At 59.8% G+C, this 23,773-nt stretch carries 27 protein-coding genes; 13 read left to right on the forward strand and 14 right to left on the reverse strand.

What is annotated here, in order from left to right:
* Position 1 precedes the first annotated feature (1 nt).
* The 3 genes from mobA to ACRZ9X_RS09680 are packed head-to-tail and all read left to right on the forward strand — an operon-like array spanning position 2 to position 3,212.
* Complete coding sequence (gene mobA, locus ACRZ9X_RS09670; RefSeq protein WP_480518210.1) at positions 2-652, forward strand: molybdenum cofactor guanylyltransferase MobA; 651 nt, start codon at positions 2-4, stop codon at positions 650-652.
* Positions 649-1,140, forward strand: coding sequence for a molybdopterin-guanine dinucleotide biosynthesis protein B (gene mobB / locus ACRZ9X_RS09675; RefSeq protein WP_480518212.1), 492 nt, complete (start codon positions 649-651; stop codon positions 1,138-1,140). The genes mobA and mobB overlap by 4 nt, the downstream gene beginning before the upstream one ends.
* Before the next feature lie 2 nt (positions 1,141-1,142).
* Positions 1,143-3,212 (forward strand): molybdopterin-binding protein, encoded by a 2,070-nt coding sequence (locus tag ACRZ9X_RS09680; protein WP_480518214.1) that lies wholly within the window; start codon positions 1,143-1,145, stop codon positions 3,210-3,212.
* Here ACRZ9X_RS09680 and ACRZ9X_RS09685 read toward each other — a convergent pair.
* The 3 genes from ACRZ9X_RS09685 to ACRZ9X_RS09695 all read right to left on the reverse strand — a co-directional run bounded on the left by ACRZ9X_RS09685 (position 3,209) and on the right by ACRZ9X_RS09695 (position 5,304).
* Positions 3,209-4,201 (reverse strand): hypothetical protein, encoded by a 993-nt coding sequence (locus tag ACRZ9X_RS09685; RefSeq protein WP_480518216.1) that lies wholly within the window; start codon positions 4,199-4,201, stop codon positions 3,209-3,211. The genes ACRZ9X_RS09680 and ACRZ9X_RS09685 overlap by 4 nt on opposite strands.
* 14 nt (positions 4,202-4,215) lie before the next feature.
* On the reverse strand, positions 4,216-4,686 hold the full coding sequence (gene greA / locus ACRZ9X_RS09690; RefSeq protein WP_480518218.1) for a transcription elongation factor GreA: 471 nt from the start codon (positions 4,684-4,686) through the stop codon (positions 4,216-4,218).
* Positions 4,687-4,923: 237 nt separating this feature from the next.
* The gene (locus tag ACRZ9X_RS09695) at positions 4,924-5,304 is read right to left on the reverse strand and encodes a VOC family protein (RefSeq protein ID WP_480518220.1); all 381 of its coding nucleotides are present in this window, start codon (positions 5,302-5,304) and stop codon (positions 4,924-4,926) included.
* An 87-nt stretch (positions 5,305-5,391) separates the two neighbouring features.
* Between ACRZ9X_RS09695 and soxR the strand changes: the two genes are divergently transcribed.
* The 4 genes from soxR (at position 5,392) to ACRZ9X_RS09715 (ending at position 10,258) form a co-directional block, all read left to right on the forward strand.
* Positions 5,392-5,847, forward strand: coding sequence for a redox-sensitive transcriptional activator SoxR (gene soxR / locus ACRZ9X_RS09700; RefSeq protein ID WP_480518222.1), 456 nt, complete (start codon positions 5,392-5,394; stop codon positions 5,845-5,847).
* Between the two features lie 136 nt (positions 5,848-5,983).
* Positions 5,984-7,630: an electron transfer flavoprotein-ubiquinone oxidoreductase gene (locus tag ACRZ9X_RS09705; protein WP_480518224.1), complete on the forward strand. Its 1,647-nt coding sequence runs from the start codon at positions 5,984-5,986 to the stop codon at positions 7,628-7,630.
* Positions 7,631-7,734: 104 nt separating this feature from the next.
* A complete protein-coding gene (locus tag ACRZ9X_RS09710) occupies positions 7,735-9,447 on the forward strand; it encodes a tetratricopeptide repeat protein (RefSeq protein WP_480518226.1) in 1,713 nt (570 codons plus the stop codon).
* Positions 9,437-10,258 carry a 4-(cytidine 5'-diphospho)-2-C-methyl-D-erythritol kinase gene (locus tag ACRZ9X_RS09715; protein WP_480518228.1) on the forward strand — a complete coding sequence of 274 codons (822 nt, stop codon included), beginning with the start codon at positions 9,437-9,439 and terminating at the stop codon, positions 10,256-10,258. The genes ACRZ9X_RS09710 and ACRZ9X_RS09715 overlap by 11 nt, the downstream gene beginning before the upstream one ends.
* Here the strand turns inward: ACRZ9X_RS09715 and ACRZ9X_RS09720 are convergent.
* Positions 10,251-11,249 (reverse strand): polyprenyl synthetase family protein, encoded by a 999-nt coding sequence (locus ACRZ9X_RS09720; protein WP_480518230.1) that lies wholly within the window; start codon positions 11,247-11,249, stop codon positions 10,251-10,253. The genes ACRZ9X_RS09715 and ACRZ9X_RS09720 overlap by 8 nt on opposite strands.
* Positions 11,250-11,306: 57 nt before the next feature.
* Between ACRZ9X_RS09720 and ACRZ9X_RS09725 the strand changes: the two genes are divergently transcribed.
* From ACRZ9X_RS09725 to ACRZ9X_RS09735, 3 genes are all read left to right on the forward strand, one after another.
* Positions 11,307-11,522, forward strand: coding sequence for a putative signal transducing protein (locus tag ACRZ9X_RS09725; RefSeq protein ID WP_037316655.1), 216 nt, complete (start codon positions 11,307-11,309; stop codon positions 11,520-11,522).
* Entirely contained in the window at positions 11,519-12,292 is a 774-nt protein-coding gene (locus ACRZ9X_RS09730; protein WP_480518232.1) for a tRNA1(Val) (adenine(37)-N6)-methyltransferase, read from the forward strand. The genes ACRZ9X_RS09725 and ACRZ9X_RS09730 overlap by 4 nt, the downstream gene beginning before the upstream one ends.
* Positions 12,293-12,412: 120 nt before the next feature.
* Positions 12,413-12,577 carry a YdcH family protein gene (locus tag ACRZ9X_RS09735; protein ID WP_480518234.1) on the forward strand — a complete coding sequence of 55 codons (165 nt, stop codon included), beginning with the start codon at positions 12,413-12,415 and terminating at the stop codon, positions 12,575-12,577.
* Here ACRZ9X_RS09735 and yddG read toward each other — a convergent pair.
* The 10 genes from yddG to ACRZ9X_RS09785 all read right to left on the reverse strand — a co-directional run bounded on the left by yddG (position 12,574) and on the right by ACRZ9X_RS09785 (position 20,632).
* Positions 12,574-13,440 carry an aromatic amino acid exporter YddG gene (yddG, locus tag ACRZ9X_RS09740; RefSeq protein ID WP_480518236.1) on the reverse strand — a complete coding sequence of 289 codons (867 nt, stop codon included), beginning with the start codon at positions 13,438-13,440 and terminating at the stop codon, positions 12,574-12,576. The two genes, ACRZ9X_RS09735 and yddG, sit on opposite strands and share 4 nt — an antisense overlap.
* On the reverse strand, positions 13,437-14,384 hold the full coding sequence (locus ACRZ9X_RS09745) for a transcriptional regulator GcvA (RefSeq protein ID WP_480518238.1): 948 nt from the start codon (positions 14,382-14,384) through the stop codon (positions 13,437-13,439). The genes yddG and ACRZ9X_RS09745 overlap by 4 nt, the downstream gene beginning before the upstream one ends.
* 307 nt (positions 14,385-14,691) lie before the next feature.
* On the reverse strand, positions 14,692-15,414 hold the full coding sequence (gene phbB, locus ACRZ9X_RS09750) for an acetoacetyl-CoA reductase (protein ID WP_480518240.1): 723 nt from the start codon (positions 15,412-15,414) through the stop codon (positions 14,692-14,694).
* A 188-nt stretch (positions 15,415-15,602) separates the two neighbouring features.
* Positions 15,603-16,778: an acetyl-CoA C-acetyltransferase gene (locus tag ACRZ9X_RS09755; RefSeq protein WP_480518242.1), complete on the reverse strand. Its 1,176-nt coding sequence runs from the start codon at positions 16,776-16,778 to the stop codon at positions 15,603-15,605.
* 182 nt (positions 16,779-16,960) lie between these two features.
* The gene (locus tag ACRZ9X_RS09760; protein ID WP_480518244.1) at positions 16,961-17,794 is read right to left on the reverse strand and encodes an EAL domain-containing protein; all 834 of its coding nucleotides are present in this window, start codon (positions 17,792-17,794) and stop codon (positions 16,961-16,963) included.
* Between the two features lie 93 nt (positions 17,795-17,887).
* A complete protein-coding gene (locus tag ACRZ9X_RS09765) occupies positions 17,888-18,079 on the reverse strand; it encodes a hypothetical protein (RefSeq protein WP_480518246.1) in 192 nt (63 codons plus the stop codon).
* Positions 18,080-18,166: 87 nt separating this feature from the next.
* Positions 18,167-19,138 carry a sterol desaturase family protein gene (locus ACRZ9X_RS09770; protein WP_480518248.1) on the reverse strand — a complete coding sequence of 324 codons (972 nt, stop codon included), beginning with the start codon at positions 19,136-19,138 and terminating at the stop codon, positions 18,167-18,169.
* Positions 19,135-19,521 carry a hypothetical protein gene (locus ACRZ9X_RS09775; protein WP_480518250.1) on the reverse strand — a complete coding sequence of 129 codons (387 nt, stop codon included), beginning with the start codon at positions 19,519-19,521 and terminating at the stop codon, positions 19,135-19,137. Before ACRZ9X_RS09775 ends, ACRZ9X_RS09770 begins: the two co-directional genes overlap by 4 nt.
* A 118-nt stretch (positions 19,522-19,639) precedes the next feature.
* Positions 19,640-20,002: a hypothetical protein gene (locus ACRZ9X_RS09780; protein ID WP_480518252.1), complete on the reverse strand. Its 363-nt coding sequence runs from the start codon at positions 20,000-20,002 to the stop codon at positions 19,640-19,642.
* 63 nt (positions 20,003-20,065) lie between these two features.
* Complete coding sequence (locus ACRZ9X_RS09785; RefSeq protein WP_480518254.1) at positions 20,066-20,632, reverse strand: TlpA disulfide reductase family protein; 567 nt, start codon at positions 20,630-20,632, stop codon at positions 20,066-20,068.
* Positions 20,633-20,653: 21 nt separating this feature from the next.
* Here ACRZ9X_RS09785 and argH point away from each other — a divergent pair, with 21 nt between their 5' ends.
* The 3 genes from argH to lysA all read left to right on the forward strand — a co-directional run bounded on the left by argH (position 20,654) and on the right by lysA (position 23,753).
* Complete coding sequence (gene argH, locus ACRZ9X_RS09790; protein WP_480518256.1) at positions 20,654-22,042, forward strand: argininosuccinate lyase; 1,389 nt, start codon at positions 20,654-20,656, stop codon at positions 22,040-22,042.
* Positions 22,042-22,224 (forward strand): argininosuccinate lyase, encoded by a 183-nt coding sequence (locus tag ACRZ9X_RS09795; protein WP_480518258.1) that lies wholly within the window; start codon positions 22,042-22,044, stop codon positions 22,222-22,224. Before argH ends, ACRZ9X_RS09795 begins: the two co-directional genes overlap by 1 nt.
* Before the next feature lie 263 nt (positions 22,225-22,487).
* On the forward strand, positions 22,488-23,753 hold the full coding sequence (lysA, locus tag ACRZ9X_RS09800) for a diaminopimelate decarboxylase (protein WP_480518260.1): 1,266 nt from the start codon (positions 22,488-22,490) through the stop codon (positions 23,751-23,753).
* Positions 23,754-23,773 lie beyond the last annotated feature (20 nt).

Consider the following 23,773-nt stretch of genomic DNA (forward strand, 5'->3'; position numbering starts at 1 on the left):
CATGCCCACGACCAATCCACTAGGAGTGATCCTCGCAGGCGGCTTGGCGACCCGGATGGGCGGCGGCGACAAAGGGCTGCTGCAAATCGGCGGGCAGAGCCTGATGGCACATGTAATCGACCGGCTCGCGCCTCAGGTGGGTGGGCTGGCGCTGAACGCCAATGGCGAACCTGCGCGGTTCTCTGACCTGAACCTGCCGATCCTGCCCGATACGATCGAAGGCTTCGCGGGCCCTTTGGCCGGAGTGCTGGCGGGTTTGGACTGGGCCGCCGAGAAGGGTGCGGACAGCATTGTCACTGCCGCCGCAGACACGCCGTTCTTTCCGCGCGATCTGGTGGTGCGATTGACCGATGCAGCAAAGGGGCAAGCCCATCCGCTTGTGCTGGCCACCTCACCGCGCACCGGGGATGAGGCGCTGAAATCAGGGGGTGGCAAGCGGGTCAATCGGCATCCGACCTTTGGCCTCTGGCCTGTTGCGCTGCGCGATGATTTGCGGGCGGCCCTGAATGACGGGTTGCGTAAGGTGGTTCTGTGGACGGACCAACATGACGGGCGCGAGGCGTTGTTTTCGGCCGAGCCGTTTGATCCTTTCTTTAACGTCAACACGCCGGACGATCTGGCGCGCGCCGAAGACCTGTTGGAGCTGGCATGAGGCTTTACGGCGTCACGGGTTGGAAAAATGCGGGCAAAACCGGCCTGATGGAGCGGTTGGTGACCGAGATCGCTGGTCGTGGGCTAACAGTCTCAACCCTCAAACACGCGCATCATGGTGTCGACGTCGATCAGCCGGGCACAGACAGCTATCGCCATCGTATCGCCGGCGCGTCCGAGGTGCTTTTGGCCTCGGGCCAGCGGGTTGCCATCATGCAGGAGTTGCGCGGTGCGCCCGAGCCGTCTTTGGCCGCGCTGCTTGCTCGGTTATCTCCGGTTGATCTGGTGCTGATCGAAGGCTTCAAACGCGAGGCGCATCCAAAGATCGAAGCGTTTCGGGCCGAAACCGGCAATCCGTTGATCGCCACGGACAACGCCACCATCCGGGCGGTGGCCAGTGATACGCCGCTGCAGTTGGACCGCCCGGTGTTCGATCTGGACGACACAGCCGCCATCGCGGATTTCATTCTGCGCGAAACCGGCCTGTAAGGATGTTTGACACCTTTGCGATGGTCGACTGGTCCGGTGGAAATGACACGGGGATACGTCCGCGCAAGGATGCGATCTGGGGATGTGTCATGCGTCCCGGCGTCATGATCGGGCCCGAGTACCTGCGCAACCGGCAGGTCGCGGAACGCTGGCTGCAGGATCTGATTGAGGATGAGCTGGCTGCGGGCCGACGCCTTTGTCTGGGGTTCGACTTTCCGTTCGGTTATCCGAAAGGATTCGCACGTGCGCTGACCGGGTCGGACGATCCCCTGACCCTTTGGGATTGGTTCGAGGCACGGATCGAGGATAGTCCCGCAGCCAATAACCGCTTTGACCTGGCGGGTGAAATCAACCGGATGTTCGGTGGCAAGGGCCCGTTCTGGTTCAATGGTCTGCGCCGTGACATTGACGGTTTGCCTTCGACGAAAGCAGATTACGAAAACCCGTTTCCAGAGCGCCGGGAGGTCGAAACCCTGCCCGCTGCCAGGGGCAGTTTCACTTGCTGGCAGATGGGCGGGGCAGGCGCGGTCGGAGGTCAGGTCATGACCGGCATCGCAGTGCTGGCAAGACTGCGCCGCGCCTTTCCCGGTCAGGTCTCGGTCTGGCCGTTCGAGCCGCTGGAGACGTCGGTCTCCTTTGTCGAGATCTGGCCGTCACTCGATCTGGGTACAGCCCCGAAGGGGCAGATCAAAGATGCGTGGCAGGTTGAACAGGTGGCGGTGTCTCTGGCAAAGATGGCCAAGGCTGACCTGAACGCCTATCTGGATGTCAGCGCGCAGGAAGAAGGGTGGATATTTGGCGTGATGCAGAACAAGTCAGAGATTTCTCCGCCCCCGTTGCGCAATGACTGCTTTGCCCTGCCTGCGGGCGTGGACTGGACGCCCGTAGATGACGCATTGGCGTTGTTGCGGGATCGGTTGACGGCGGTAACTGTGGTTGAAACGGTTCCGGTTGCGCTTGCGGCAGATCGGATCTTGGCGCAGGATATCCATGCTAGGCGGTCCAACCCGCCGCAACCCAACACGGCTGTGGATGGATATGGCTTCGCCGGGCCTGTGCATGACGGGCCGCATCTGATGCCAGTGATGGATGGCCGCGCGGCGGCAGGTATCCCGTTCGAGGGCTTTGTGCCCGCCGGATTCGCGCTTCGCGTGCTTACTGGCGCAGCGCTGCCCGAAGGGGTCGATACGGTCATTCTGCAGGAAGATGTGACCGCTGAGGATGGGCAGATCGCCTTTAACGGCCCCCTAAAGAAAGGGGCCAATACGCGCCGCGCAGGCGAGGATGTGGCCGCTGGTGCGCTTGCATTGCCTGCCGGGCGCAGGTTGACACCGCCCGATCTGGCTTTGCTGTCAGCCATTGGTGTTTCCGAGGTTCCGGTGCGCGAAACGTTGCGCGTGGCGGTGTTGTCGACCGGAGACGAACTGATAGAGCCGGGAGACAGTGCCGGGCCCGGTCAGATATACGATGCCAACCGCCCGATGTTGCTGTCACTGATCGGTCGCATGGGCTTTCAGCCGGTCGATCTGGGGCGTGTTCCGGATGATCGCGCCGCCCTGCGCGACCGGTTGGATCAGGCGGCGCAAAAGGCGAATGTGATCCTGACCAGCGGTGGCGCATCTGCAGGGGACGAAGACCATGTCTCAGCCCTGTTGCGCGCGGCGGGCGCGATGCAGGAATGGCGGATCGCCCTGAAACCCGGACGGCCTCTGGCGCTGGGCATGTGGCAAGGTAAGCCTGTGTTCGGTCTGCCGGGCAACCCGGTTGCCGCACTTGTCTGTACGCTCATTTTTGCCCGCCCGGCCTTGGGACTTTTGGCTGGCGAAGGCTGGCAGGCACCACAAGGGTTTGATCTGCCCGCCGCCTTTGAAAAACGCAAGAAACCGGGGCGGCGCGAATACCTGCGCGCCCGCATGCGTGATGGCCGGGCCGAGGTGTTTGCCTCGGAAGGGTCGGGCCGGATCAGCGGGCTCAGCTGGGCCGAAGGTCTTGTCGAGATCGAAGATGGCGCGCGCCATATAGAACCGGGCGATATGGTCCGATTCATCCCATATGGAAGTTTCGGACTTTAGTCGAACGTACCCGCGACGCGACCGACCAGCATGAAAGCCCGCGCTGTGCGCGTCTCGCCCAATGCGGAAAGGTCGCTGTCGCTGGCCTCGGGTTCGAAATCCACGATCATGTGGTCGAACTGCCGCAAGAAATGATGCGCCGCGTCTTTGAAGATTGGATCCTGTTTCATGCGGGCCGCCGTCAGGGCCAGTGACGACCGGTCGCGAATTCCACCCAGGGCAGCCACAGCCCGGCCACGCTCGCCCTGGGCGAACTGACGCCAGATCTCGGGCCGGGCCATATCTGGACGCAGATCATCCATGTATATCCCCTCCTGGCTGAGCAGGGTCAGAACGTCCTGAGAGGCCTGCACCAGCTTGGCCGCCTTGCGGTCCTTTAGCGCCAGCCGCAGGGCGTCGAACCCTTCCGCATCATCCTGCGTCTCGGGGAAGTTGAGGGCGCGAATGAAGATATCGGTCGGCAGGGGCGGCGCGATATCTTCGGCCGGGGTTCCAAGTTCAAGTGACGGCTGAGCCCCGGTTCCGGTCGGTGCCGACGCGCGCGCGGGCTCGGTCCGGTTCGAGGAAAAGGTCGCCAGTGCGCTTTCGGTCTTTTTGGCCGATTTTGCGATTTCATCCAATTTTTTGCCCACAGCGGGTTCATAAGCACTGGCTGCGCGCTGTTGCTGGGTGACATATGTATGCCGGATCGCGTCGATGGCGGTCTGCAAGCGGGCGCTTTCCTCGCGCATGACCCTGCTGGTTCGCATCGCGATGGCTGCAACCCAGATCATGGCCACGGGCATGAACACGGCCAGAAATGTAACAATCAGCCCGCCGCCCTGCGTCTGGCCGGGAATGACCAGAAAAACCACCGAGACAAGCAGCCAGATCACGCTGAGCACAACGGCCACGATCTCAATCTCGGTCACAGCTTGCTTGTCCGGGCGATCATAGATGCCCAGCGAGGTCGGTTTTTCCGAGTCTGGTTCCGGAGTGGAATCCGACATGCCAAACGCTCCGATCAGGCGTATTCGATACTTAGAATTTCATAGGACCGCACGCCGCCGGGCGTGCGCACCTCGACACTGTCGCCTTCTTCCTTGCCGATGAGGGCGCGGGCGATGGGTGATTTGATGTTCAGAAGGCCCGCTTCGATATTGGCCTCATATTCACCGACAATCTGCCAGGTCTTTTCCTCGTCGGTGTCTTCATCGACCAGCGTGACCTTGGCCCCGAATTTCACCGCACCCGACAGCTTGGTCGGATCGATCACATCAACGAGCGACAGCACGCCCTCAAGCTCTTTGATGCGACCTTCGATAAAGCCCTGCTTTTCACGGGCCGAGTGATATTCGGCGTTTTCCTTCAGGTCGCCAAGTTCACGGGCCGAGGCAATTGCCTCGATAATCGCCGGGCGCTCGACGGATTTCAGGTTTTTCAGCTCCGCCTCAAGCGCGGCATTGCCCGCAGGCGTCATGGGGATTTTTTCCATAGTCTTGTCGTCCACGCATAAACTGTGACGCCCCGCCGCCAGAAATCAGCGTCGGGGCGAATGATGGGTCGGCAATTACCTGACCTAAATGAGGCGTGAATTGCAAGGGGGCAGGCGCGCGTAATGGCGCAACCTGCAACTTAGCGCCGCTTCGGCGGCGGCAGCTCTCGCCTGTGGCGCGATCCCAGCAGGTCGCCGCGCCGCCAGCGATGGGCTTCGGACCCCAGCCAGAGCAGTTCAATCATACTGAACCACCTCGAACTCGATGCCATTGTCATCGCGGAAGTAGAACCGGCGGCCCGGCTCGTAATCGGCGTGATTATGCGGCTCGAACCCGGCCTCTTTGACCTTCGCCTCGGTGGCATCCAGATCCTCGACCAGAACGCCCACATGGTTCAACCCGCCGACAACGTCATAACTGCTGTTGGTCAGCGGCTTGGGGTCGCCGGGATTATACAGCGCAAGGTAGGTGTGCGGCCCGCCGACATGCACGGTATAGCCGCCCGCGATGGCCGGGCCTTCCCAGCGGGTTTTCCAGTCAAAGACCTTTTCCATCCACGCGGCCGAGGCTTTGGGGTCGCGGACGGTGAAATTGGTGTGTTCAAGCGTCGCCATCATGGGAACTCCTTTGTGAATTGAGGCTTGTCCCGACTCACCGTAATTTCTAAACCTAACTTTAGGTCAAGGAATATTTGCGAGGGTCTCATGGCAGTTTCCGAAGGGCTTGCAATTGGCGCATTGGCGCGGCGCACCGGGCTGGCGGTGTCGGCGATCCGGTATTACGAGGCGCAGGGTCTGATCGCGCCATGGCGCAATGCGGGCGGGCAACGGCGCTATCAGCGGGCGGATATCAGGCGGCTGAGCTTTGTCATGATCGCCCAGCAGTTTGGCCTGACCCTGCCGGAAATCCGAGAGGTTCTGTCCGGTCTGCCGGGCAACCGCACCCCCACGCCGCAGGACTGGAAGGCGATCAGCGTCAATCTGCGCGCGCATCTGGATCAGCGAATCGATACTCTGATGCGTCTGCGCGACAATCTGGATGGCTGCATCGGCTGCGGGTGCCTCAGCCTGCCCAAATGCAGGCTTTACAACCCCGATGACCGGGCCAAATCCCATGGCAGCGGTCCCAGATACCTCATGGGTGATGCGCCAGAGGCTTGATGTGTCGAATAGCGGCATTGTTACGCCGTGTTTCGATTGACCAAGCTCTTTCAGACCATGTAATCAGCCGTGAAACAATATTGCGCCGACCACGCAGTGAAAGCGCCAATTCGGAAAGTTAGCTAAGGAGCCCGCGATGGCCGAGATTGAACGCGAAGCGATGGAATATGACGTGGTGATCGTGGGCGCTGGCCCCGCGGGCCTGTCTGCGGCCATCCGTCTGAAACAGCTGGATGCCGACCTGAACGTCGTGGTTCTGGAAAAGGGCTCGGAAGTGGGCGCGCATATCCTGTCGGGCGCGGTGCTGGACCCCTGTGGGCTGGATGCGCTGATCCCGGACTGGAAGAAAAAAGGCGCTCCGCTGAATACGCCGGTGAACGAAGACAACTTCTATATGCTGGGCGAGGCCGGTCAGATCCGCATTCCCAATGCGCCGATGCCGCCGCTGATGAACAACCATGGCAACTACATCGTCTCGATGGGCAATGTCTGCCGCTGGATGGCCGAACAGGCCGAGGAGCTGGGCGTGGAAATCTTCCCCGGCATGGCCTGTTCCGAGATGGTGTATGGCGAGAACGGCGAGGTCAAAGGGGTTGTTGCGGGCGTGTTCGGTCTGGAAGCGGACGGCTCCTACGGCCCCAACACAGAACCGGGCATGGAGTTGCACGGCAAATACGTCTTCCTGTCGGAAGGCGTGCGTGGCTCGCTGTCCAAGGAAGTCATCGCCAAATACGACCTGTCTGCTGGCAAAGAGCCGCAGAAATACGGCATCGGCATGAAAGAGATCTGGGAGATCGACCCGGCCAAGCACAAAGAGGGCTCGGTCACGCACACCATGGGCTGGCCTTTGGGCAGCAACGCAGGTGGCGGGTCGTTTATCTACCACCTTGAAAACAATCAGGTCTATGTCGGCTTCGTGGTTCACCTGAACTACAAGAACCCGCACCTGTATCCCTACATGGAATTCCAGCGCTTCAAGCACCATCCTATGGTGGCCGATCTGCTGAAAGGCGGCAAGCGCGTGGCGTATGGCGCGCGCGCGATTACCGAGGGCGGCTATCAGTCGATGCCCAAGCTGGTCGCGCCGGGCGTGGCTCTGCTGGGCTGCTCGGCGGGCATGGTCAACGTTCCGCGCATCAAGGGCAACCACAACGCCATGCTGTCGGGCAAAGCCGCGGCCGAAGCCGCCTTTGACGCGATCAAGGCCGACCGTTCGGGTGACGAACTGACCGATTATGAAACCGATGTGCGCAACGGCGCGATTGGTGCTGACCTGAAAAAGGTGCGCAACGTGAAACCGATCTGGTCGAAGTGGGGCCTGACAGCCTCGCTGATGCTGGGTGGTCTGGACATGTGGACCAACACGCTGGGCTTTTCTTTCTTTGGCACGGTTGGTCACGGCAAAAACGACGCCGAGTCGACTGAGGATGCCAGCAAGCACCAGCCTATCGATTATCCAAAACCAGACGGCGTGTTGTCCTTCGACCGCCTGACCAACGTGTCCTTCGCAGCGACCAATCACGAAGAAAGTCAGCCTTGCCACCTGAAATTGGGCGACCCGGATATACCGGTCAAAGTGAACCTGCCCAAGTTTGACGAACCGGCGCAGCGGTACTGCCCGGCGGGCGTCTACGAGATGGTCGAGGATGAGAACGGGCCGCGATTCGTCATCAACTTCCAGAACTGCGTCCACTGCAAAACCTGCGATATCAAGGATCCCAGCCAGAACATCACCTGGACGACACCGCAGGGCGGTGACGGGCCGAACTATCCCAACATGTAAGCAAAAACCCGGGCAATGGCAGCGTCGTGAAGGCTCTGGCATTGCCTCTGACCCACCAAAGCCCTAGCTTGTCACAAAGATAACGACAGCAAGGCAGGATATCGGTGATTTCCCTGGTTCGTCGCGCGGCGCTGGCCGTGCTCATCAGCTCTTCATTTGCGCTTCCGCTGGCGGCGGATACCGGCGCGGGGTCCTATCTGGCCGGGCGTCAGGCGATTTATTCAAGCGATTACCCGGCGGCCGAGCGGTATTACACTCAGGCGCTAAGGGCGAATCCCGAAAACGCCAAATTGCTTGAAAGCGTCGTCGTGGCCCGCCTGGCGCTTGGCGATGTCGCGCGGGCGCTGCCGGTCGCCGAAGAGATCGAAGACCGCGGTTTGCCAAGCCAGGCTGCGCGCATGGTCATTGCGGCCTCGCTGGTTTCGGATGGTGATCTGGATGCACTTCTGGCCCGTGATCTGGAATCCCAGGGCGTCGGTCCTTTGGTCGATGGCTTGATGACTGCGTGGGCCCATATGGGGCAGGGCGCGGTCTCGAAGGCGATGGAGCAGTTTGACACGGTTTCCACGCAAGACGGGCTTAGGGATTTTGCGCTGTATCACAAGGCGATGGCGCTGGCATCGATTGGTGATTTCGAAGGGGCCGAGGCCATTCTGTCGGCCAACAACAACGCGGTAGGCCGGTTTTCACGCCGCGCGGCTCTGGCGCGGGTGGAAATCCTGTCACAGCTGGATCGCAACGCGGACGCGCAGCAATTCCTGGATGATGTCTTTGTCGCCGGTCGAGACCCGACGATCGAAAGCTATGTCGCACGCCTGTCCGAAGGCGCGACCTTGCCGTTCACACATGTCGGATCCGCGCAGGATGGTATGGCCGAGGTGTTCTTTTCGGTCGGCGAAGCACTGCAGTCCGAAGCTGCGCAGGACTATGTCTTGCTGTATGCCCGTGCCACAACATTCCTGCGCCCGGATCATGTGGACGCGATCCTCATGAGTGCCGAACTGCTGGACGCGCTGGAACAGTTCGATCTGGCTGTCGAGGTTTACCGGCAGGTTCCGGCGGACAGCACCGATCACCACGCAGCCGAGCTGGGTCGGGCCGAAGTTCTGAACCGGTCAGGCAAGAAAGATGCCGCAGTCGAGGTTCTGCAAACGCTGGCCGCGCAAAGCCCTGATCTGCCGGGCGTTCATGTGGCGCTGGCCGATCTGCGTCGCCAGCAAGAGGATTACGCCGCTGCTGTCGCGTCTTATGACGCGGCGATAAACTTGTCCGAGGACGGGGTCGGCGGAAATTGGTTCCTGCATTATGCGCGCGGCATTTCTCATGAACGCTTGAAAAACTGGGATCAGGCCGAGGCCGATTTCCGGCGCGCGCTGGAACTGAACCCGGATCAGCCTCAGGTACTGAACTATCTTGGCTACTCGCTGGTCGAACGGAAAGAAAAGCTGGACGAGGCGCTTGATATGATCGAACGCGCCGTCGCGGCCCGCCCGGACAGTGGTTATATCGTCGACAGTCTGGGCTGGGTTCTGTTCCGTCTGGGCCGCTATGACGAGGCGGTCGAGCATATGGAGCGTGCGGTCGAGCTGATGCCGGTTGATCCGGTCGTCAACGACCATCTGGGTGATGTGTACTGGGCCGTTGGGCGTTGGCGCGAGGCCGAGTTTCAGTGGAAGCGCGCCCTGTCTTTCATAGACCCCGAAGATACCGATGGAGAGGCTGATCCCGATCGCATCCGCCGCAAGATCGAGGTCGGGCTGGATGCGGTTCTGGCGGAAGAAGGGTCGGAACCTTTGAAGGTAGCCAATGAAGGTTAAGGGTTTTGCGCCCGCCAAGATCAACCTGACTCTTCATGTCACAGGCCGCCGGGATGACGGTTATCATCTGTTGGATTCTCTGGTGGTGTTCGCGGATATTGGTGACACTCTGACCTTCCAAACAGGGTCTTGCCTGTCTATCTCGATTTCGGGCGAGCATGCCGAAGGTGTTCCGTCAGATCACCGAAACCTGGTTTGGAAAGCCGCCGAACTGGCTGGTTGGACCGGGCATATTGGCCTCGACAAACTGCTGCCGCATGGTGGCGGAATTGGCGGGGGGTCGTCCGACGCCGCCGCCACATTGCGCATGATCTCTGATCAGGGGGCGAAGGTTTCGGCTGATGACGCCCTGTCGCTTGGGGCAGACGTGCCCGTTTGCGTGACCGCTCGGGCCACACGAATGTGCGGTATCGGAGATCGGTTGGACCCGGTCGCGTTGCCGCGCTTGCCCGCTCTGCTGGTCAATCCGGGTGTCGAAGTGCCGACCGGGGCGGTGTTTTCCGCCCTGCAGAACCGTGAAAACCCGCCCATGCCCGATACCGTCCCCGTCTTTGAGGATGCGCAGGATTGCGCTGCGTGGTTGCTGAACCAGCGCAATGACCTTGAGCCGCCAACGACCGCGCTGGCGCCGACTGTGGCGCGTGTGCTGGATGAACTGGCAGAGACCAGGGACGTGCTGTTGACGCGCATGTCCGGGTCAGGCTCAACCTGTTTTGCGTTGTATCCGACCCTCAAGGCCGCACATTTTGCCGCGTATGAGATCGGCGCGGCATATCCCGATTGGTGGTGTCGCGCGACGCAGCTTAATTGAGCCGCGAGACGACGTAGTCGGCCAGATCGCGCAGCAAGGTGCGCACTTCGTGGTCGGGAAGGATATCCAGGGATGCTTTGGCCTTGTCGGCCCAGCCGAACGCATCCGCGCGGGTGGCGTCCAACGTTCCGTACTTGCCCATCAGGTTCAACGCATGATCCAGATCACCGTCTTCCTGACGGCCCCGACCAATCGTGCGCTCCCAAAACGCGTGTTCTTCGGGGGTGGCTTGTGCGACGGCCTTGATCACCGGCAAGGTCAGCTTGCGCTCGCGGAAATCATCACCGACGTTCTTACCGGTGGCGGCGCTGTCGCCTTGATAGTCCAGCAGATCGTCAGCAATCTGAAATGCAACGCCCAGCGCATCACCATAGTCGAACAGGGCGCGAACCTGAGCATCAGAGGTGCCGGCGATCACACCACCCACTTCGGTTGCTGCTGAAAACAGCGCCGCTGTCTTGCCGCGCACAACCTGCAGATAGATCGCCTCGTTGGTGCCGAGATCTGTGGCAGCCGTCATCTGCAGCACCTCACCTTCGGCAATCGTGGCCGAGGCGTTTGCAAGGATGTCCAGCACACGAAGCGACCCCGTTTCAACCATCAATTGAAAGCTGCGCGAGAACAGATAGTCACCGACCAGAACACTGGATTTGTTGTCCCAAAGCAGATTGGCCGTGGGCCGCCCGCGTCGCTGACCGCTTTCATCGACCACGTCATCATGGAGTAAGGTCGCTGTGTGGATGAATTCAACGGTTGCGGCCAGCCTGACGTGATGATCGCCCGTATAGCCAAACAGTCGTGCCGCTGCCAATGTCAGCATCGGACGCAGGCGTTTGCCGCCTGCTTCAACCAGATGCGCTGTAACCTCGGGAATACGTGGCGCATGGTCCGAGGCCATGCGGGTTCGAATCAGCGCATTGACCGCATCCATCTCTGCGGCCAGCATTTCGGCCAGTCGCTCATGTGGTTTCGAGATCGTGTCGATGTTCATCACACTTCCTGATACAAGGCTCGACTTCTGCCTCACCTTGCCCTTACATCCATCCCCATGAAAGAACTATTGCGCAGCACCGATCCGACAATTCTGGCTTTCGCATCCGCTCTTCTTGAAGGCGAGGATATAGACTGCTTTCAGATGGACGTAAATATGAGCATCCTCGAAGGCGGCATCGGAATCTTCCCGCGCCGTCTGATGGTAAGGGCCGATGATCTGACACGCGCGGAACGCGTGATGCGCGACAATGAGATCCCGCTGGGGCGATGAAGCCGTTTGATGACGAGGACCTGACGTGCAATGCGTTTCTGGGTGGGCGTCTGACCCTGTGGCAGCCCGTTTCGGGCTACCGCGCTGGTGTAGACCCTGTTTTATTGGCCGCATCCGTTCCCGCCCGGCCCGGAGAAACGGTTCTGGAGCTTGGCTGCGGCGCAGGGGCAGCGGTGTTGTGTCTGGGGCGCCGGGTTGCGGAACTGCAGCTTTCCGGTGTCGAGCTGCAACCTGCCTATGCCGAACTGGCGCGCCGAAATGCGGCCGCGAACGACCTGATGCTTGAGGTGATTGTGGCCGATCTGAGCGATTTGCCGCAGGGCGTGCGTCAGCGACAGTTCGATCACGTTATCGCGAACCCGCCCTACTACAAGCCGGGGGCACACAGCGCGGCCAGCGATGATGGCCGCCGTATTGCCCTGGCAGAGGATACGCCCCTGGATAAATGGATTGCCGTCGCCGCAAAACGGCTGTCACATCGCGGATACCTTCATATGATCCAAAAAGCGGATCGTTTGCCCGATATGATCAATGCATGTGCAAACAAGCTTGGTTCGTTGGAAATATTGCCGCTGTCAGCGCGCCCGGGTCGCGCGGCGGAATTGGTGATTCTGCGCGCCCGCAAAGGTGGGCGGGCAGGTTTCCGTCTGCACGCGCCCCTGATCCTGCACAAAGGCGAGTGTCACAAAAAAGACGGCGAAAGCTACACACCAGAAGTGTCAGCAGCTTTGCGTGATGGTGCAGCCTTACTCGGTTTTTCCAGCCTGTAGGCAATGACCAGCCGAAATTGTCGGATTTATGACAGTTTTTGTGCGTCTGCGGCGTGACAGGGTTGAAACGATGTGCTCAAATTCTCAGGTAAAATACTCAACCCAAGAAGGAGGATCGCCATGAGCGTGAGCGCACATCTGACAGAGCTGAAGAAAAAGCATGAAAACCTCGGGATCGAGGTCGAAGAAGCTCAGCGCGCGCCCGGTATCGACGATCTCCATATTGCTCAGCTGAAAAAGCAGAAATTGAAGCTGAAAGAAGAGATCGAACGTCTGTCGACCTAACTCTTCAGGCTGGCGCGGGCCGCGATGACCGCACCGCCGGTGACAAACAGGGCCGCGATCGCCAGACCCCAGGACGGGGCGGCGATCCCGGCCAGCACAAGCACAAGCGTCGACAGCAAGGGGGCCGCGTATGAGGCGGTGCCCAAAATTTGGATATCTCCACGTTTGACCCCGATATCCCAAACATAAAAGGCCAACCCGACTGGCCCCAGCCCCAAAGCAAGGGTTGAGGCCCAACTGAAGGCGCCTTGTGGCCAGACAGTTTCTTCCACGGCGAAATGCAGCGTCCACGAGGCAATGGCCGTCGCTACACAAAACACAGCAACCGAACTTGTCGGTACATCACCTAGTCGCCGCGACAGAACCGAGTAGCCTGACCATGTCAGTGCACACAGCAACGCCAGCCCGTATCCGGGCAGATGCTGCGTTTGAAACCCTGCACTGCCGCCACCGGTGATGATCACAGCCGCCCCGGTAAAGCCAAGACACGCGCCGATCAGATGGCCCAGTTTCAGGCGTTCTCCGGGCAGCAGCCCGGAAAACAGGACGATCAGCAAGGGCCAGAGATAGGCGATCAGCCCGGCCTCGGCTGCAGGGGCCATGCGGAGGGCTGAAAAATACAGCGCATGATATCCAAAAAGGCCAATTGTCCCGAACAGATAGGTCGTCCAGGCGATTTGGCGCAACTGCCCCAGATTTCCCGAAGCAGTCGCCCAGATCAGACCCAACGTACCCCCGATGGTGAAGCAGATCGCATTCAACAGCAGCGGCGGCGTGGGGGCCGAGCCCACCGTGAACAAGGCCAGCAACGACCAGAGCAACACGGCGACAAAGCCGATCGCGGTTGCGCTCATTTTGCTCATTCGGTGGTCACTTCCTCGACGGGGATAATCTCGAACTCATCCGATATATGGGCGGTCTTTTCAATCTCGGTAATGAACCAGTCGCGGAACGCTGCGATCTGGGGCCGTTTTTCGGCCCCCTGCAAGCATAGGAACCGGAACCGCCCAGCGGTTTCCAGCGCTACCTTGTAGGGGGCGACCAGCCGCCCCTCGGTCAGGTCTTTCAAGATCATCGCGCGGCGTCCCAGCACGACGCCCACCCCGGCCACAGCGGCATCAATCGCGTGATCGGCATTGGAAAAATGCGCCCCGTGAGTCGGGGTGAACTCCAGCCCCACTGCGCGGAACCACGCGGGCCAGTCGCAGCGGGGTTTCAGAAAACTGATGGAATCGTCATGAATCAGCGGGGCCTCGCGCAGCGAGTCAGGCGTCGGGAATTGCGCAGCCAGTTCCGGCGTCATCACAGGCGTCAACCACTCCTTGCGGACGGGCACGGAATAGAGCCCTTCATCGGGGCCATAGCCGAACCGGATCGCCACATCCACATCATCGCGTTCAAGGTCCATGTTGCGCAACGTGGCCGAGAATTTCAGGTCGATCCCTGGATTGGCCCGCGCGAACTCATACAGACGCGGCGCCAGCCATTTCGCGGTTAGCGCAGGGCCTGCGGTGACGGTCAAGCTGGTTTCGTCCTGCAGCCGCCGCGTCGCCTGCCACGCGGCCTGCAGCGCGGCAAACCCGTCGGCGGTGCCGGGGGCCAGCGTGCGCCCGGCCTCGGTCAGTTCCACGGCGCGGTTGAGGCGGCGGAACAGGGGGTGGCCCAGATGCTCCTCCAGCGATTTGATCTGAAAGGACAGGGCGGCAGGGGTCACGTTCAGCTCATCCGCGGCACGGGCAAACGACATATGTCGCGCAGCGGCGTCGAAGGCGCGCAAAGCGGTCAAAGGGGGCAGACGGTCCGGCATTTCGATTAAGTTATTCTGAACTGAAGCGGTGAAAACTCTCGTTTGTACGCTTTGAAGATAACGGTCATGTTGAAGCCAAGGCAAGATTAACTTGATAGAAAGAGGTCCCGCCATGATCGAAGTGACGACCAACCCCGCCATCCAAAGCGCCATCCACCGCGCCCATCAGGAACGCGGCAAGGCCGTCGCCCGCATCTGGTCGTGGTTGTTCGGTTCCCGCTGACCGCAGCGCGCGCGGTCTTACGGGATACAAGAAGGGCCGGTCCTGCGCGGACCGGCCCGTTTTCGTTCAAAAAAGGGCGTCAGGTTACGAGAAGAACTGCGCGCCGTTGGCCGAAATGGTCGACCCGTTGATGAACTGAGAATCATCCGAGGCCAGGAAGGTCACGCAGCGCGCGATCTCTTCTGCCTCACCCAGACGGCCCGCAGGGATCTGAGCGATGATGGATTCGCGTACTTTTTCCGGAACGGCCATCACCATCTCGGTTCCGATGTAGCCGGGGCAGACTGCGTTGGCGGTGATGCCGGCGCGTGCGCCTTCCTGCGCCAGCGATTTCACGATGCCCAGATCGCCCGCCTTGGTCGCGGCATAATTGACCTGCGCGAACTGACCTTTCTGACCGTTCACCGAGCTGATGACGATCACACGGCCGAACTTTCGCTCGCGCATACCGGGCCAGATCGGGTGGACGGTGTTGAACACGCCGGTCAGGTTGGTGTCGATCACCTGCTGCCATTGTTCCGGGGTCATCTTGTGGAACGGCGCGTCGCGGGTGATGCCCGCATTGGCGACAACCACGTCGATGGGGCCAACCTCGGCTTCGACCTTTTCGATACCTGCTTTGGATTCACCGTAATCGGCAACGTTCCACTTGTAGGTCTTGATGCCGGTCTCTTCGCTGAATTTCGCCGCGGCTTCATCGTTGCCTGCATAGGTGGCGGCAACATTGTATCCTTCGGCTTTCAGCGCCTTGGAAATTGCTGCGCCGATGCCGCGGGAACCGCCGGTTACGAGTGCTGTGCGTGCCATAATATATGTCCTCTGGTTTTCGTCGTCTTGATAACGCTGTTACTCTGAGAAAGAGTGCTGCGCAATATTATTTCGCGAGCAATTCAACCTGTGTTTCTGAAGGTATTGTCGCATCTGCGAGATATATTAGATTCGTAACAAAAAAGGGCGCCGGTGCGGCGCCCTTCGCTATGGTGTTTTCGGGGGCCTTAGTCACGCTCCACGCACAGTGCAACGCCCATGCCGCCGCCGATGCACAGGGTCGCCAGACCCTTCTTGGCGTCGCGGCGTTTCATTTCGAACAGCAGCGTGTTCAGAACCCGGCAGCCGGATGCGCCAATCGGGTGGCCGATGGCAATCGCGCCGCCATTGACGTTCACGATCGACGGATCCCAGCCCATGTCTTTGTTCACCGCGCAGGCCTGTGCGGCAAAGGCTTCGTTGGCCTCAACCAGATCCAGATCGTCAACCGACCAGCCCGCTTTCTCCAGCGCCTTGCGCGAGGCATAGATCGGACCGACGCCCATGATCGACGGATCCAGACCGGCAGTTGCATAAGAGGCGATGCGGGCCAGCGGCTCGATGCCGCGCTTTTCAGCATTCTCTGCCGACATCAGCAGAGTTGCTGCCGCGCCGTCATTCAGGCCCGAGGCGTTGGCAGCGGTGACCGAGCCATCCTTGGTGAAGGCGGGGCGCAGTTTGGCCATCGCCTCCATGGTCGCGCCGTGGCGGATGTACTCGTCCTTGTCCATCACGATGTCGCCCTTGCGGGTCTTGATGGTGAAAGGCACGATTTCGTCGGCGAATTTGCCCGCGTTCTGGGCTGCTTCGGCCTTGTTCTGCGACGCGACGGCAAATTCATCCTGCATGTCGCGGCTGATCTGCCATTTCTCGGCGACGTTTTCAGCGGTCTGACCCATGTGATAGCCGTTGAACGCATCCCACAGACCGTCGCGGATCATCGTGTCGATATACTTCATGTCGCCCATCTTTTGACCGGCGCGCAGGGCGGCGGCGTGGGGCGAGAGGGTCATGTTTTCCTGACCACCGGCCGCAACGATTTCAGCATCGCCCAACTGGATGTGCTGCGCGCCCAGTGCGACGGCCCGCAATCCCGAGCCGCAGACCTGGTTGATACCCCAGGCTGCACTTTCCTGTGGCAGACCGGCGTTGATATGCGCCTGACGCGCCGGGTTTTGTCCTTGGGCGGCAGTCAGGACCTGACCCATAATGGTTTCGCTGACTTCGCCTTTATCGATCCCGGCGCGTTCAACAACGGCCTCCAGTACGGTGGTGCCAAGGTCGTGTGCGGGTGTATTTGCGAATGATCCGCCAAAGCTGCCGACACCTGTGCGTGCTGCGGATGCAATTACTACGTTGGTCATTTAGATAATCCTATACCGTCATGGGCCAAAGGAAAAACAATGCAACGATATTTCAGAGGCTGCCCCCTGTCGAAATAAACGCCACATGATCCCTCGCTAAAGCTGATAATGACATAACGTAATGCTGCACGTGCAGCAACGGTCACCTTGTCTCAGGCAAAACTGCGATTGTGGCTGCGCTGTTAACTACCTGTTTGCTTGGATTTTTCCGCCCGCCACGGAGCTGAGACAGACGGTGCGCCGAAGAGGTAACCTTGCAGGCAATCCACACCGTTGGCGGCAAGGAATTCCGCGTCCGCCTGTGTTTCGACCGATTCGGCTGTGACCAGAATTTCAAACTCACGCGCGACGGCGATGAGCGCACGCACAAGGGCCTGATTGTCGGGATTTGCGCTGATACCTCGGACGAACTGTCCGTCAATTTTAGCGGCATCGAACAAAAACTCGCGGAAATGGCGAAAGCTGAAGTTGCTGGCCCCGAAGTCATCCAGGGCAAAAGCGATGCCGCGCGGTTGTAAGCGATCCATGAAATCGACTACCAGTTCGGGGATCGTCATCGCCGAGCTTTCCGATATCTCGAGAATCAAACGCTCTCCGACATCGGGATCCTTTTTCAAAAACCGCTCCAACACCCGTGACCACCGTGCGTACCCGATCGAACGGGCGGACATATTGATGGACAGTCGGATATCGCGGTTGTGGGCCAGCGTGCGCAGACCCATTTCAAGGGCAACGCAATCCAGTTCCCGGCCAATCGGCGTGTTCTCGACCTGAGGCATGAAATCGCGGGCAGGAATCACGCGCCCGGTTTCGTCCAGGACCCGAATAAACCCTTCGTAAAACGCCACGGAACGCGGAGCCCTGGCCTGAACAATGGGTTGAAAGGCCAATTTACATTGCTTGTGTTTCACCGCCTCGGTCGCCATCAGAACTGTCTCGCTGTCACGCGCGGTGACGGCCGCATTCAACGGACTTTCTGTGCCGTCCGGCAATTCAGCCAGTTTCTTGTTCCCCATGGCTTCGCCAAACCCTTGTTCGTCGCCGTATCCGGCTGAGTATCGGCGGGGAGGTATGAATCTGAAGTTAAGATCGACAGGGATACAGGTAGATTATGACCGGGCCGTTTCCAACACATGTCCCAATCGTGCGACCGCACCGATCACAGCCCCCAGGAATCCAAAGACCATCGTGGCAAAACCAAAAACCAGCATACCTGGGGCTGCGCCGCTCAGCGCGGCGAGGGTCGACAGGCACAGGCCCAAAAGGCCCAAAACAGTGGAAAAAGAAATAACTCGTGACAATTTTGCCTCCGGCGACGGGCTTTCAATGCCATCGGATATGGGCAGCGCCGACCAAGTTTCAACCATTGGCCATAGGGAAGGTCCGTCTCACGCCTGCTTTGCCTGCGATTTGAACGATTTGGTGTCGAAATGCTCGAAACCGGGCGTTCCTCGATCCTCGGGGTGGCGGGCCAGGTGTTTTGCCTTGATCTGCTCTGAATTGTCTCGGCTGCCATCGTGGCTATAACCCGGCGGCGCGAAGCAATAGGCCAGCCGCTGTCGCAGCGACAGCCCCGGTTGTGTTGCGTCGCGCCAGATGCCGACCCATTCGTGGAAAGCCACACGCAGCGGGTTGAAGGTGCCTATATTATGTACCAGCCCATAATCGACGCGGTCATCCTCTTGTTCAGGTACAAAGGTGCCGAACATCTTGTCCCAGATGATGAACACGCCCGCATAGTTGCAATCCAGATACCGCGCATTGCGCCCGTGATGGGCGCGATGGTGGCTGGGGGTGTTCATCACCGCCTCGAACCAGCGGGGCATTTTGTGGATGGCCTCGGTGTGAATCCAGAACTGATAGATCAGGTTCAACCCGCCGACAAACAGCACCATCGCCGGATGGAACCCCAGCAGGATCAGCGGCGCGCGCACGACCATCATGAAGGTGAACGTATAGGTCCAGGTCTGCCGCAGCGCTGTGGTCAGGTTGTAGTGTTGCGAGCTGTGGTGGTTCACATGGCTGGCCCAGACCCAGCGGATACGGTGCCCGAACCGATGCACCCAGTAATAGCGCAGGTCGTCCAGCACGAAGCACAGGATAATGATCGGGATCGAGGTACCCAGATTCAGCGGCGTGATCTGCCACAGCCACATAAAGAACGCATAAGCAATGAACCCCAGCAGAAACCCGGATGCGATATTGCCCGCGCCCATGATTAACGAGGTCACCGCATCGCGCGTTTCATATCGCCCGCCCCTGCCCTTTACGGCAATCCACAGGAACTCGGCCAGAATGGCGGCGATGAAAAAGGGCACGGCCCATTGCACCGCGTCGGGAAAGGTAATCTGGTCAGTCATTGCGGGTCCATCAGGTGTTGCCAATGCTGGCGCTCGGTCTCGTCGAGGTGAATGAGAGCCCGCGGGGTGCTGAAATCGTGGAATTGGACCTCAAAGCCTTTGGCGGTTTCAAGCCAGTCAAAATCCAACAGATGTCGGGCCACGGTGTCGGCGCCAAAGGACCAAAGCAGACCGGCTCCATTTTCGGTTTGCACAATGGCCGCGTGGCCGTCATGGGCAACGGTCACGTCGATCACGGTGTCATCGGGGAAATGGCGCAGCCACTGCATCGGCGCCGTGTCACGCGTCAGAACATGCAGCTGGGACTTGCCCGTCAGATGCAGCAACAGTGTGATCCCGGCAATACCACCGATCACCAGCACCAAGAGTATTTCCAGCGGCATGTTGCCCTCCCCACCGCACAGTGCAAAGAGTGGAGAGGGCTGTCAAAGGTGGCGTGGCGTAAGTTCCACAACAATTCTGCCGCGCACTTTCGACTGTAATTTTATGATTTCAGGAAGTTTATTCGGAAATCGTATAGACGATAGCGTCGCCTTTGCCTTTGTTGCGGGCGAACGTTACTTGATTGCCGTCGACTGACACCTTTTGGCAATCTTGTGGGAGTTGGTTGCCGTTGACGACGACGTTTCGGCACCAGAACCTTTTATTCCAAGCCCACGCACCTACAATTTTAGCGTCGTCCCGACCCACGCCGGAAATCTTACCGTCGGACGAAACAATCACCCAAGTGTCCCCCGAGACCAACTTTTTGTCCCCAACAGCTTCGATGAATTGGTTCTCTTTCTTTATATCCTTTGCCTGAGCAATTTCAGCAGAACACAAAACCAAACAAGTCGCTGCAATTACGGTGAAAAACGTTTTCATAGTTACCCTCCAGTTAAACAACGGCCGGAGGGTAACATGATTCTCTGGATTCTTGATGACTTGTTAACTTTCGCCGCCCACCAAAGCGCTTACAATCGATTTCGCGCTGTCCGAGTTCCACTCGGCATCGCCGATCAGGCGGGCGATTTCCTGACCTTCTGTGTCCAGAATTACCGTAATCGGCAGCGCAATGACGCCAAATTCCCGCGCTGCGGCCGAACTGGCATCCTGATGACGCGGCAGGTTCTCGATCCCGTTTTCTTCAAAAAATTTCTTGATCCCGGCCGGGGAGTTGCGACCCGTGGCCAAGGTCAGAACCTGAAACTTGTCGCCACCGAACTCTTCCTGCAGCTCGGCAATCTGCGGCATTTCCTTGCGGCAAGGCGCACACCACGTGGCCCAGAAGTTTACCAGAACATATTTGCCACGATAATCTTCAAGCGTACCAACACCGCCTTCGTCTTCGAGCTGGAACTCGATCGTCTTGGCGGCCTTGGGTTCCTTGTGCAGGATCAGGCGTTTCAGGGTGCCCTCGCGCAGGGGCTTCAGAGTTTCAACATCCGCGGCCAAAGCCGCGTTTGCACCCAGCGCAAGGGCCATATAAAGGGGGATCAGACGAAATAGGCGCATAGTAACTCCGGGTTTTGCAACATGACCGATCAATCCTCGAACCAGATGTGGGGCGGCCGCTTTGCCGCTGGTCCAGACGCGATCATGGAGGCGATCAACGCCTCGATCGGGTTCGATCAGCGGATGGCAGCCCAGGACATCGCAGGCTCTCGGGCCCATGCCGCCATGTTAGCGGCCACAGGCGTTATTACTGATAGTGATGCTGAGGCCATTCGGGAAGGGCTGCTCACAGTCTTGTCAGAAATCCAGAGCGGAGATTTTCAGTTCTCGACTGCGCTGGAAGACATTCACATGAATGTCGAGGCGCGCCTGAAAGAGGTGATCGGAGAGCCCGCAGGCCGTTTGCATACAGGGCGTTCGCGCAACGATCAGGTGGCGACTGACTTCAAACTGTGGGTGCGCGATCAGTTCGATGCAGCGGAAACCGGCCTGTTGGCCCTGATCCGTGCGCTGCTGGCACAGGCCGAGGCCGGGGCCGATTGGGTCATGCCCGGCTTTACTCACTTGCAAACCGCGCAGCCGGTGACTTGGGGTCATCACATGATGGCCTATGTCGAGATGTTTGGCCGCGATCTGTCCCGTGTTCGCGACGCGCGCGCCCGGATGAACGAATCTCCCCTCGGGGCCGCTGCGCTGGCAGGCACGTCCTTCCCCATTGACCGCGCAATGACCGCTGAGGCACTGGGCTTTGACCGCCCCGCCGCCAACTCGCTGGACGCCGTCAGCGACCGCGACTTCGCGCTGGAGTTCCTGTCGACCGCCTCGATCTGCGCCGTCCACCTGTCGCGCTTTGCCGAGGAACTGGTGATCTGGTCCTCGGCCCAGTTCCGCTTTGTGACGCTGTCAGATCGCTTTTCGACCGGCTCGTCGATCATGCCGCAAAAGAAAAACCCCGACGCGGCGGAACTGATCCGGGCCAAGGTGGGCCGCATTTACGGGGCGAATACCGCGCTGATGATGGTGATGAAGGGCCTGCCGCTGGCCTATTCCAAGGACATGCAGGAAGACAAGGAACAGGTCTTTGACGCCGCCGACAACTGGATGTTGGCGCTGGCGGCGATGGAGGGCATGGTCAAGGACATGACCGCCAACCGCGAAAGCCTTGCGGCTGCTGCCGGGTCGGGTTTCTCAACCGCGACCGATCTGGCTGACTGGCTGGTGCGGGTGCTGGGCCTGCCATTCCGTGATGCGCACCATGTCACCGGATCGCTGGTGGCGATGGCCGAATCCAAGGGCTGTGACCTGCCCGATCTGACGCTGGAGGATATGCAATCCGTCCATGCCGACATCACGAATGATGTCTATTCTGTCCTAACGGTCGAAAACTCGGTAAACTCGCGCCAATCCTACGGCGGTACGGCACCGGATCAGGTGCGGGCCCAAGTCAAGCGATGGAAGGCGCTGGTGTGATGCAGTTACTGCGCGTGGCGTTATTGATCTTATCCGGGGCGGTTTTGGCCGGATGTGGCGCGGATGGCGAACCCATTCAGCCCACGATGAGCGCCAGTGTCGGCGTCGGCAGCAGCGGCACCTATGTTGGTGGCGGTGTGGGGCTGCGTCGGGGCGGTCTGGGTGTGTATCTGGGCATCTGACCCCGCTCCCTGTCACCGTTTGCCTTTGGCCACCTTGTGGAAATCGACCCCCTGCATGCGAACCTTCGGCTCGATCCTGTTCATTGCCTGCCTTGCCGCCTGCGACCCGTCCTATGAGCCGCCTTCCGAGCCTTCGACGTCAACCGGTGGGACGGCCATCACGCTGTCGGGTTCAGCGCGTGTGGGGGTATCGACAACCAGATAACTGCTGGTCGTTGCGAATCCATTGATCCAAGGGGCGTTTTTGGTCTAAGCGCGCTGTCATGGATCACTTTCTCTACCGCGACGGCGCGCTTTTCGCCGAGGATGTCCCCATTTCCGAAATCGCTGCTGCGGTCGGGACCCCGTTCTATGTCTATTCGACGGCGACCCTCCTGCGGCATTTCAAGCTGTTCGATGACGCGCTTGAGGGTACCGATCACCTTGTCTGTTACGCGATGAAGGCGGCCAGCAATCAGGCGATCCTGAAGACGCTGGCGCAGGCGGGCGCGGGGATGGATGTGGTCTCGGGCGGGGAATACCTGCGCGCCAAGGCTGTCGGTGTGCCCGGCGACAAGATCGTGTTCTCGGGCGTCGGCAAGACGGCGGACGAGATTCGCACCGCTTTGATCGGCGGCATCCGCCAGTTCAACGTCGAATCCGAGCCCGAGATGCAGGTGATCAACGCGGTTGCGCTGGAATTGGGCAAGGTTGCGCCGATCACCGTGCGGGTGAACCCGGATGTGGACGCCAAGACCCACGCCAAGATCGCCACCGGCAAGTCCGAGAACAAATTCGGCATTCCGATCTCGCGCGCCTCCGAGGTCTATGCGCTGGCCGCCAGCCTGCCGGGTTTAGAAGTGATCGGGATCGACGTGCATATCGGCTCGCAGCTGACCGAGCTGGAACCGTTCGAACTGGCCTATCACAAGGTCGCCGACCTGACAGAGCGCCTGCGCGCCGAGGGCCACAACATTCGCCGTCTCGATCTGGGCGGCGGTCTTGGCATTCCGTATACGCGGTCGAATGATGCGCCGCCCTTGCCGGTCGAATACGGTGCGATGATCAAGAAAACACTGGGTCATCTGGGGTGTGAGATCGAAATCGAGCCCGGCCGTTTGATCGCCGGGAATGCCGGGCTGATGATCAGCAAGGTCATCTATGTCAAATCCGGCGAAGGACGCGATTTCCTGATCCTTGATGGCGCGATGAATGATCTGATCCGTCCAGCGATGTATGAGGCGCACCATGATATCGTCGCGGTGCGAGAACCCGCTGCAGGGGTTGAACAGCGGCCCTATGACATTGTCGGTCCGGTCTGCGAATCCGGTGACACATTTGCCAAACAGCGCAACATGCCGCCGTTGAAATCGGGCGATCTGATCGCGTTTCGCAGCGCCGGAGCCTACGGTGCGGTGATGTCCAGCGAATATAACACCCGTCCCCTGATCCCCGAAGTTCTGGTGAACGGGGATCAATTTGCCGTAATTCGTGAACGGCCAAGCTTTGACGAAATCATAAACCGCGATACCATACCGGGGTGGCTCTGACGCGATAGGCGCATCGGGCC

The organism is Ruegeria sp. AL1 (assembly GCF_056540905.1).

Bases quoted from the DNA above. Each gene is read 5' to 3' on its own strand.
- greA (WP_480518218.1), bottom strand. From the start codon at position 4,686: ATGGAAAAAATCCCCATGACGCCTGCGGGCAATGCCGCGCTTGAGGCG.
- argH (WP_480518256.1), top strand. From the start codon at position 20,654: ATGACCGATCAATCCTCGAACCAGATGTGGGGCGGCCGCTTTGCCGCT.
- soxR (WP_480518222.1), top strand. From the start codon at position 5,392: ATGGCAGTTTCCGAAGGGCTTGCAATTGGCGCATTGGCGCGGCGCACC.
- yddG (WP_480518236.1), bottom strand. From the start codon at position 13,440: ATGAGCAAAATGAGCGCAACCGCGATCGGCTTTGTCGCCGTGTTGCTC.
- ACRZ9X_RS09695 (WP_480518220.1), bottom strand. From the start codon at position 5,304: ATGATGGCGACGCTTGAACACACCAATTTCACCGTCCGCGACCCCAAA.
- lysA (WP_480518260.1), top strand. From the start codon at position 22,488: ATGGATCACTTTCTCTACCGCGACGGCGCGCTTTTCGCCGAGGATGTC.
- mobA (WP_480518210.1), top strand. From the start codon at position 2: ATGCCCACGACCAATCCACTAGGAGTGATCCTCGCAGGCGGCTTGGCG.
- ACRZ9X_RS09720 (WP_480518230.1), bottom strand. From the start codon at position 11,249: ATGAACATCGACACGATCTCGAAACCACATGAGCGACTGGCCGAAATG.
- ACRZ9X_RS09770 (WP_480518248.1), bottom strand. From the start codon at position 19,138: ATGACTGACCAGATTACCTTTCCCGACGCGGTGCAATGGGCCGTGCCC.
- ACRZ9X_RS09760 (WP_480518244.1), bottom strand. From the start codon at position 17,794: ATGGGGAACAAGAAACTGGCTGAATTGCCGGACGGCACAGAAAGTCCG.
- ACRZ9X_RS09705 (WP_480518224.1), top strand. From the start codon at position 5,984: ATGGCCGAGATTGAACGCGAAGCGATGGAATATGACGTGGTGATCGTG.
- ACRZ9X_RS09725 (WP_037316655.1), top strand. From the start codon at position 11,307: ATGAAAGAACTATTGCGCAGCACCGATCCGACAATTCTGGCTTTCGCA.
- ACRZ9X_RS09735 (WP_480518234.1), top strand. From the start codon at position 12,413: ATGAGCGTGAGCGCACATCTGACAGAGCTGAAGAAAAAGCATGAAAAC.
- ACRZ9X_RS09730 (WP_480518232.1), top strand. From the start codon at position 11,519: ATGAAGCCGTTTGATGACGAGGACCTGACGTGCAATGCGTTTCTGGGT.
- ACRZ9X_RS09775 (WP_480518250.1), bottom strand. From the start codon at position 19,521: ATGCCGCTGGAAATACTCTTGGTGCTGGTGATCGGTGGTATTGCCGGG.
- ACRZ9X_RS09755 (WP_480518242.1), bottom strand. From the start codon at position 16,778: ATGACCAACGTAGTAATTGCATCCGCAGCACGCACAGGTGTCGGCAGC.
- ACRZ9X_RS09785 (WP_480518254.1), bottom strand. From the start codon at position 20,632: ATGCGCCTATTTCGTCTGATCCCCCTTTATATGGCCCTTGCGCTGGGT.
- ACRZ9X_RS09780 (WP_480518252.1), bottom strand. From the start codon at position 20,002: ATGAAAACGTTTTTCACCGTAATTGCAGCGACTTGTTTGGTTTTGTGT.
- ACRZ9X_RS09745 (WP_480518238.1), bottom strand. From the start codon at position 14,384: ATGCCGGACCGTCTGCCCCCTTTGACCGCTTTGCGCGCCTTCGACGCC.
- ACRZ9X_RS09680 (WP_480518214.1), top strand. From the start codon at position 1,143: ATGTTTGACACCTTTGCGATGGTCGACTGGTCCGGTGGAAATGACACG.
- ACRZ9X_RS09685 (WP_480518216.1), bottom strand. From the start codon at position 4,201: ATGTCGGATTCCACTCCGGAACCAGACTCGGAAAAACCGACCTCGCTG.
- ACRZ9X_RS09795 (WP_480518258.1), top strand. From the start codon at position 22,042: ATGCAGTTACTGCGCGTGGCGTTATTGATCTTATCCGGGGCGGTTTTG.
- ACRZ9X_RS09715 (WP_480518228.1), top strand. From the start codon at position 9,437: ATGAAGGTTAAGGGTTTTGCGCCCGCCAAGATCAACCTGACTCTTCAT.
- mobB (WP_480518212.1), top strand. From the start codon at position 649: ATGAGGCTTTACGGCGTCACGGGTTGGAAAAATGCGGGCAAAACCGGC.
- phbB (WP_480518240.1), bottom strand. From the start codon at position 15,414: ATGGCACGCACAGCACTCGTAACCGGCGGTTCCCGCGGCATCGGCGCA.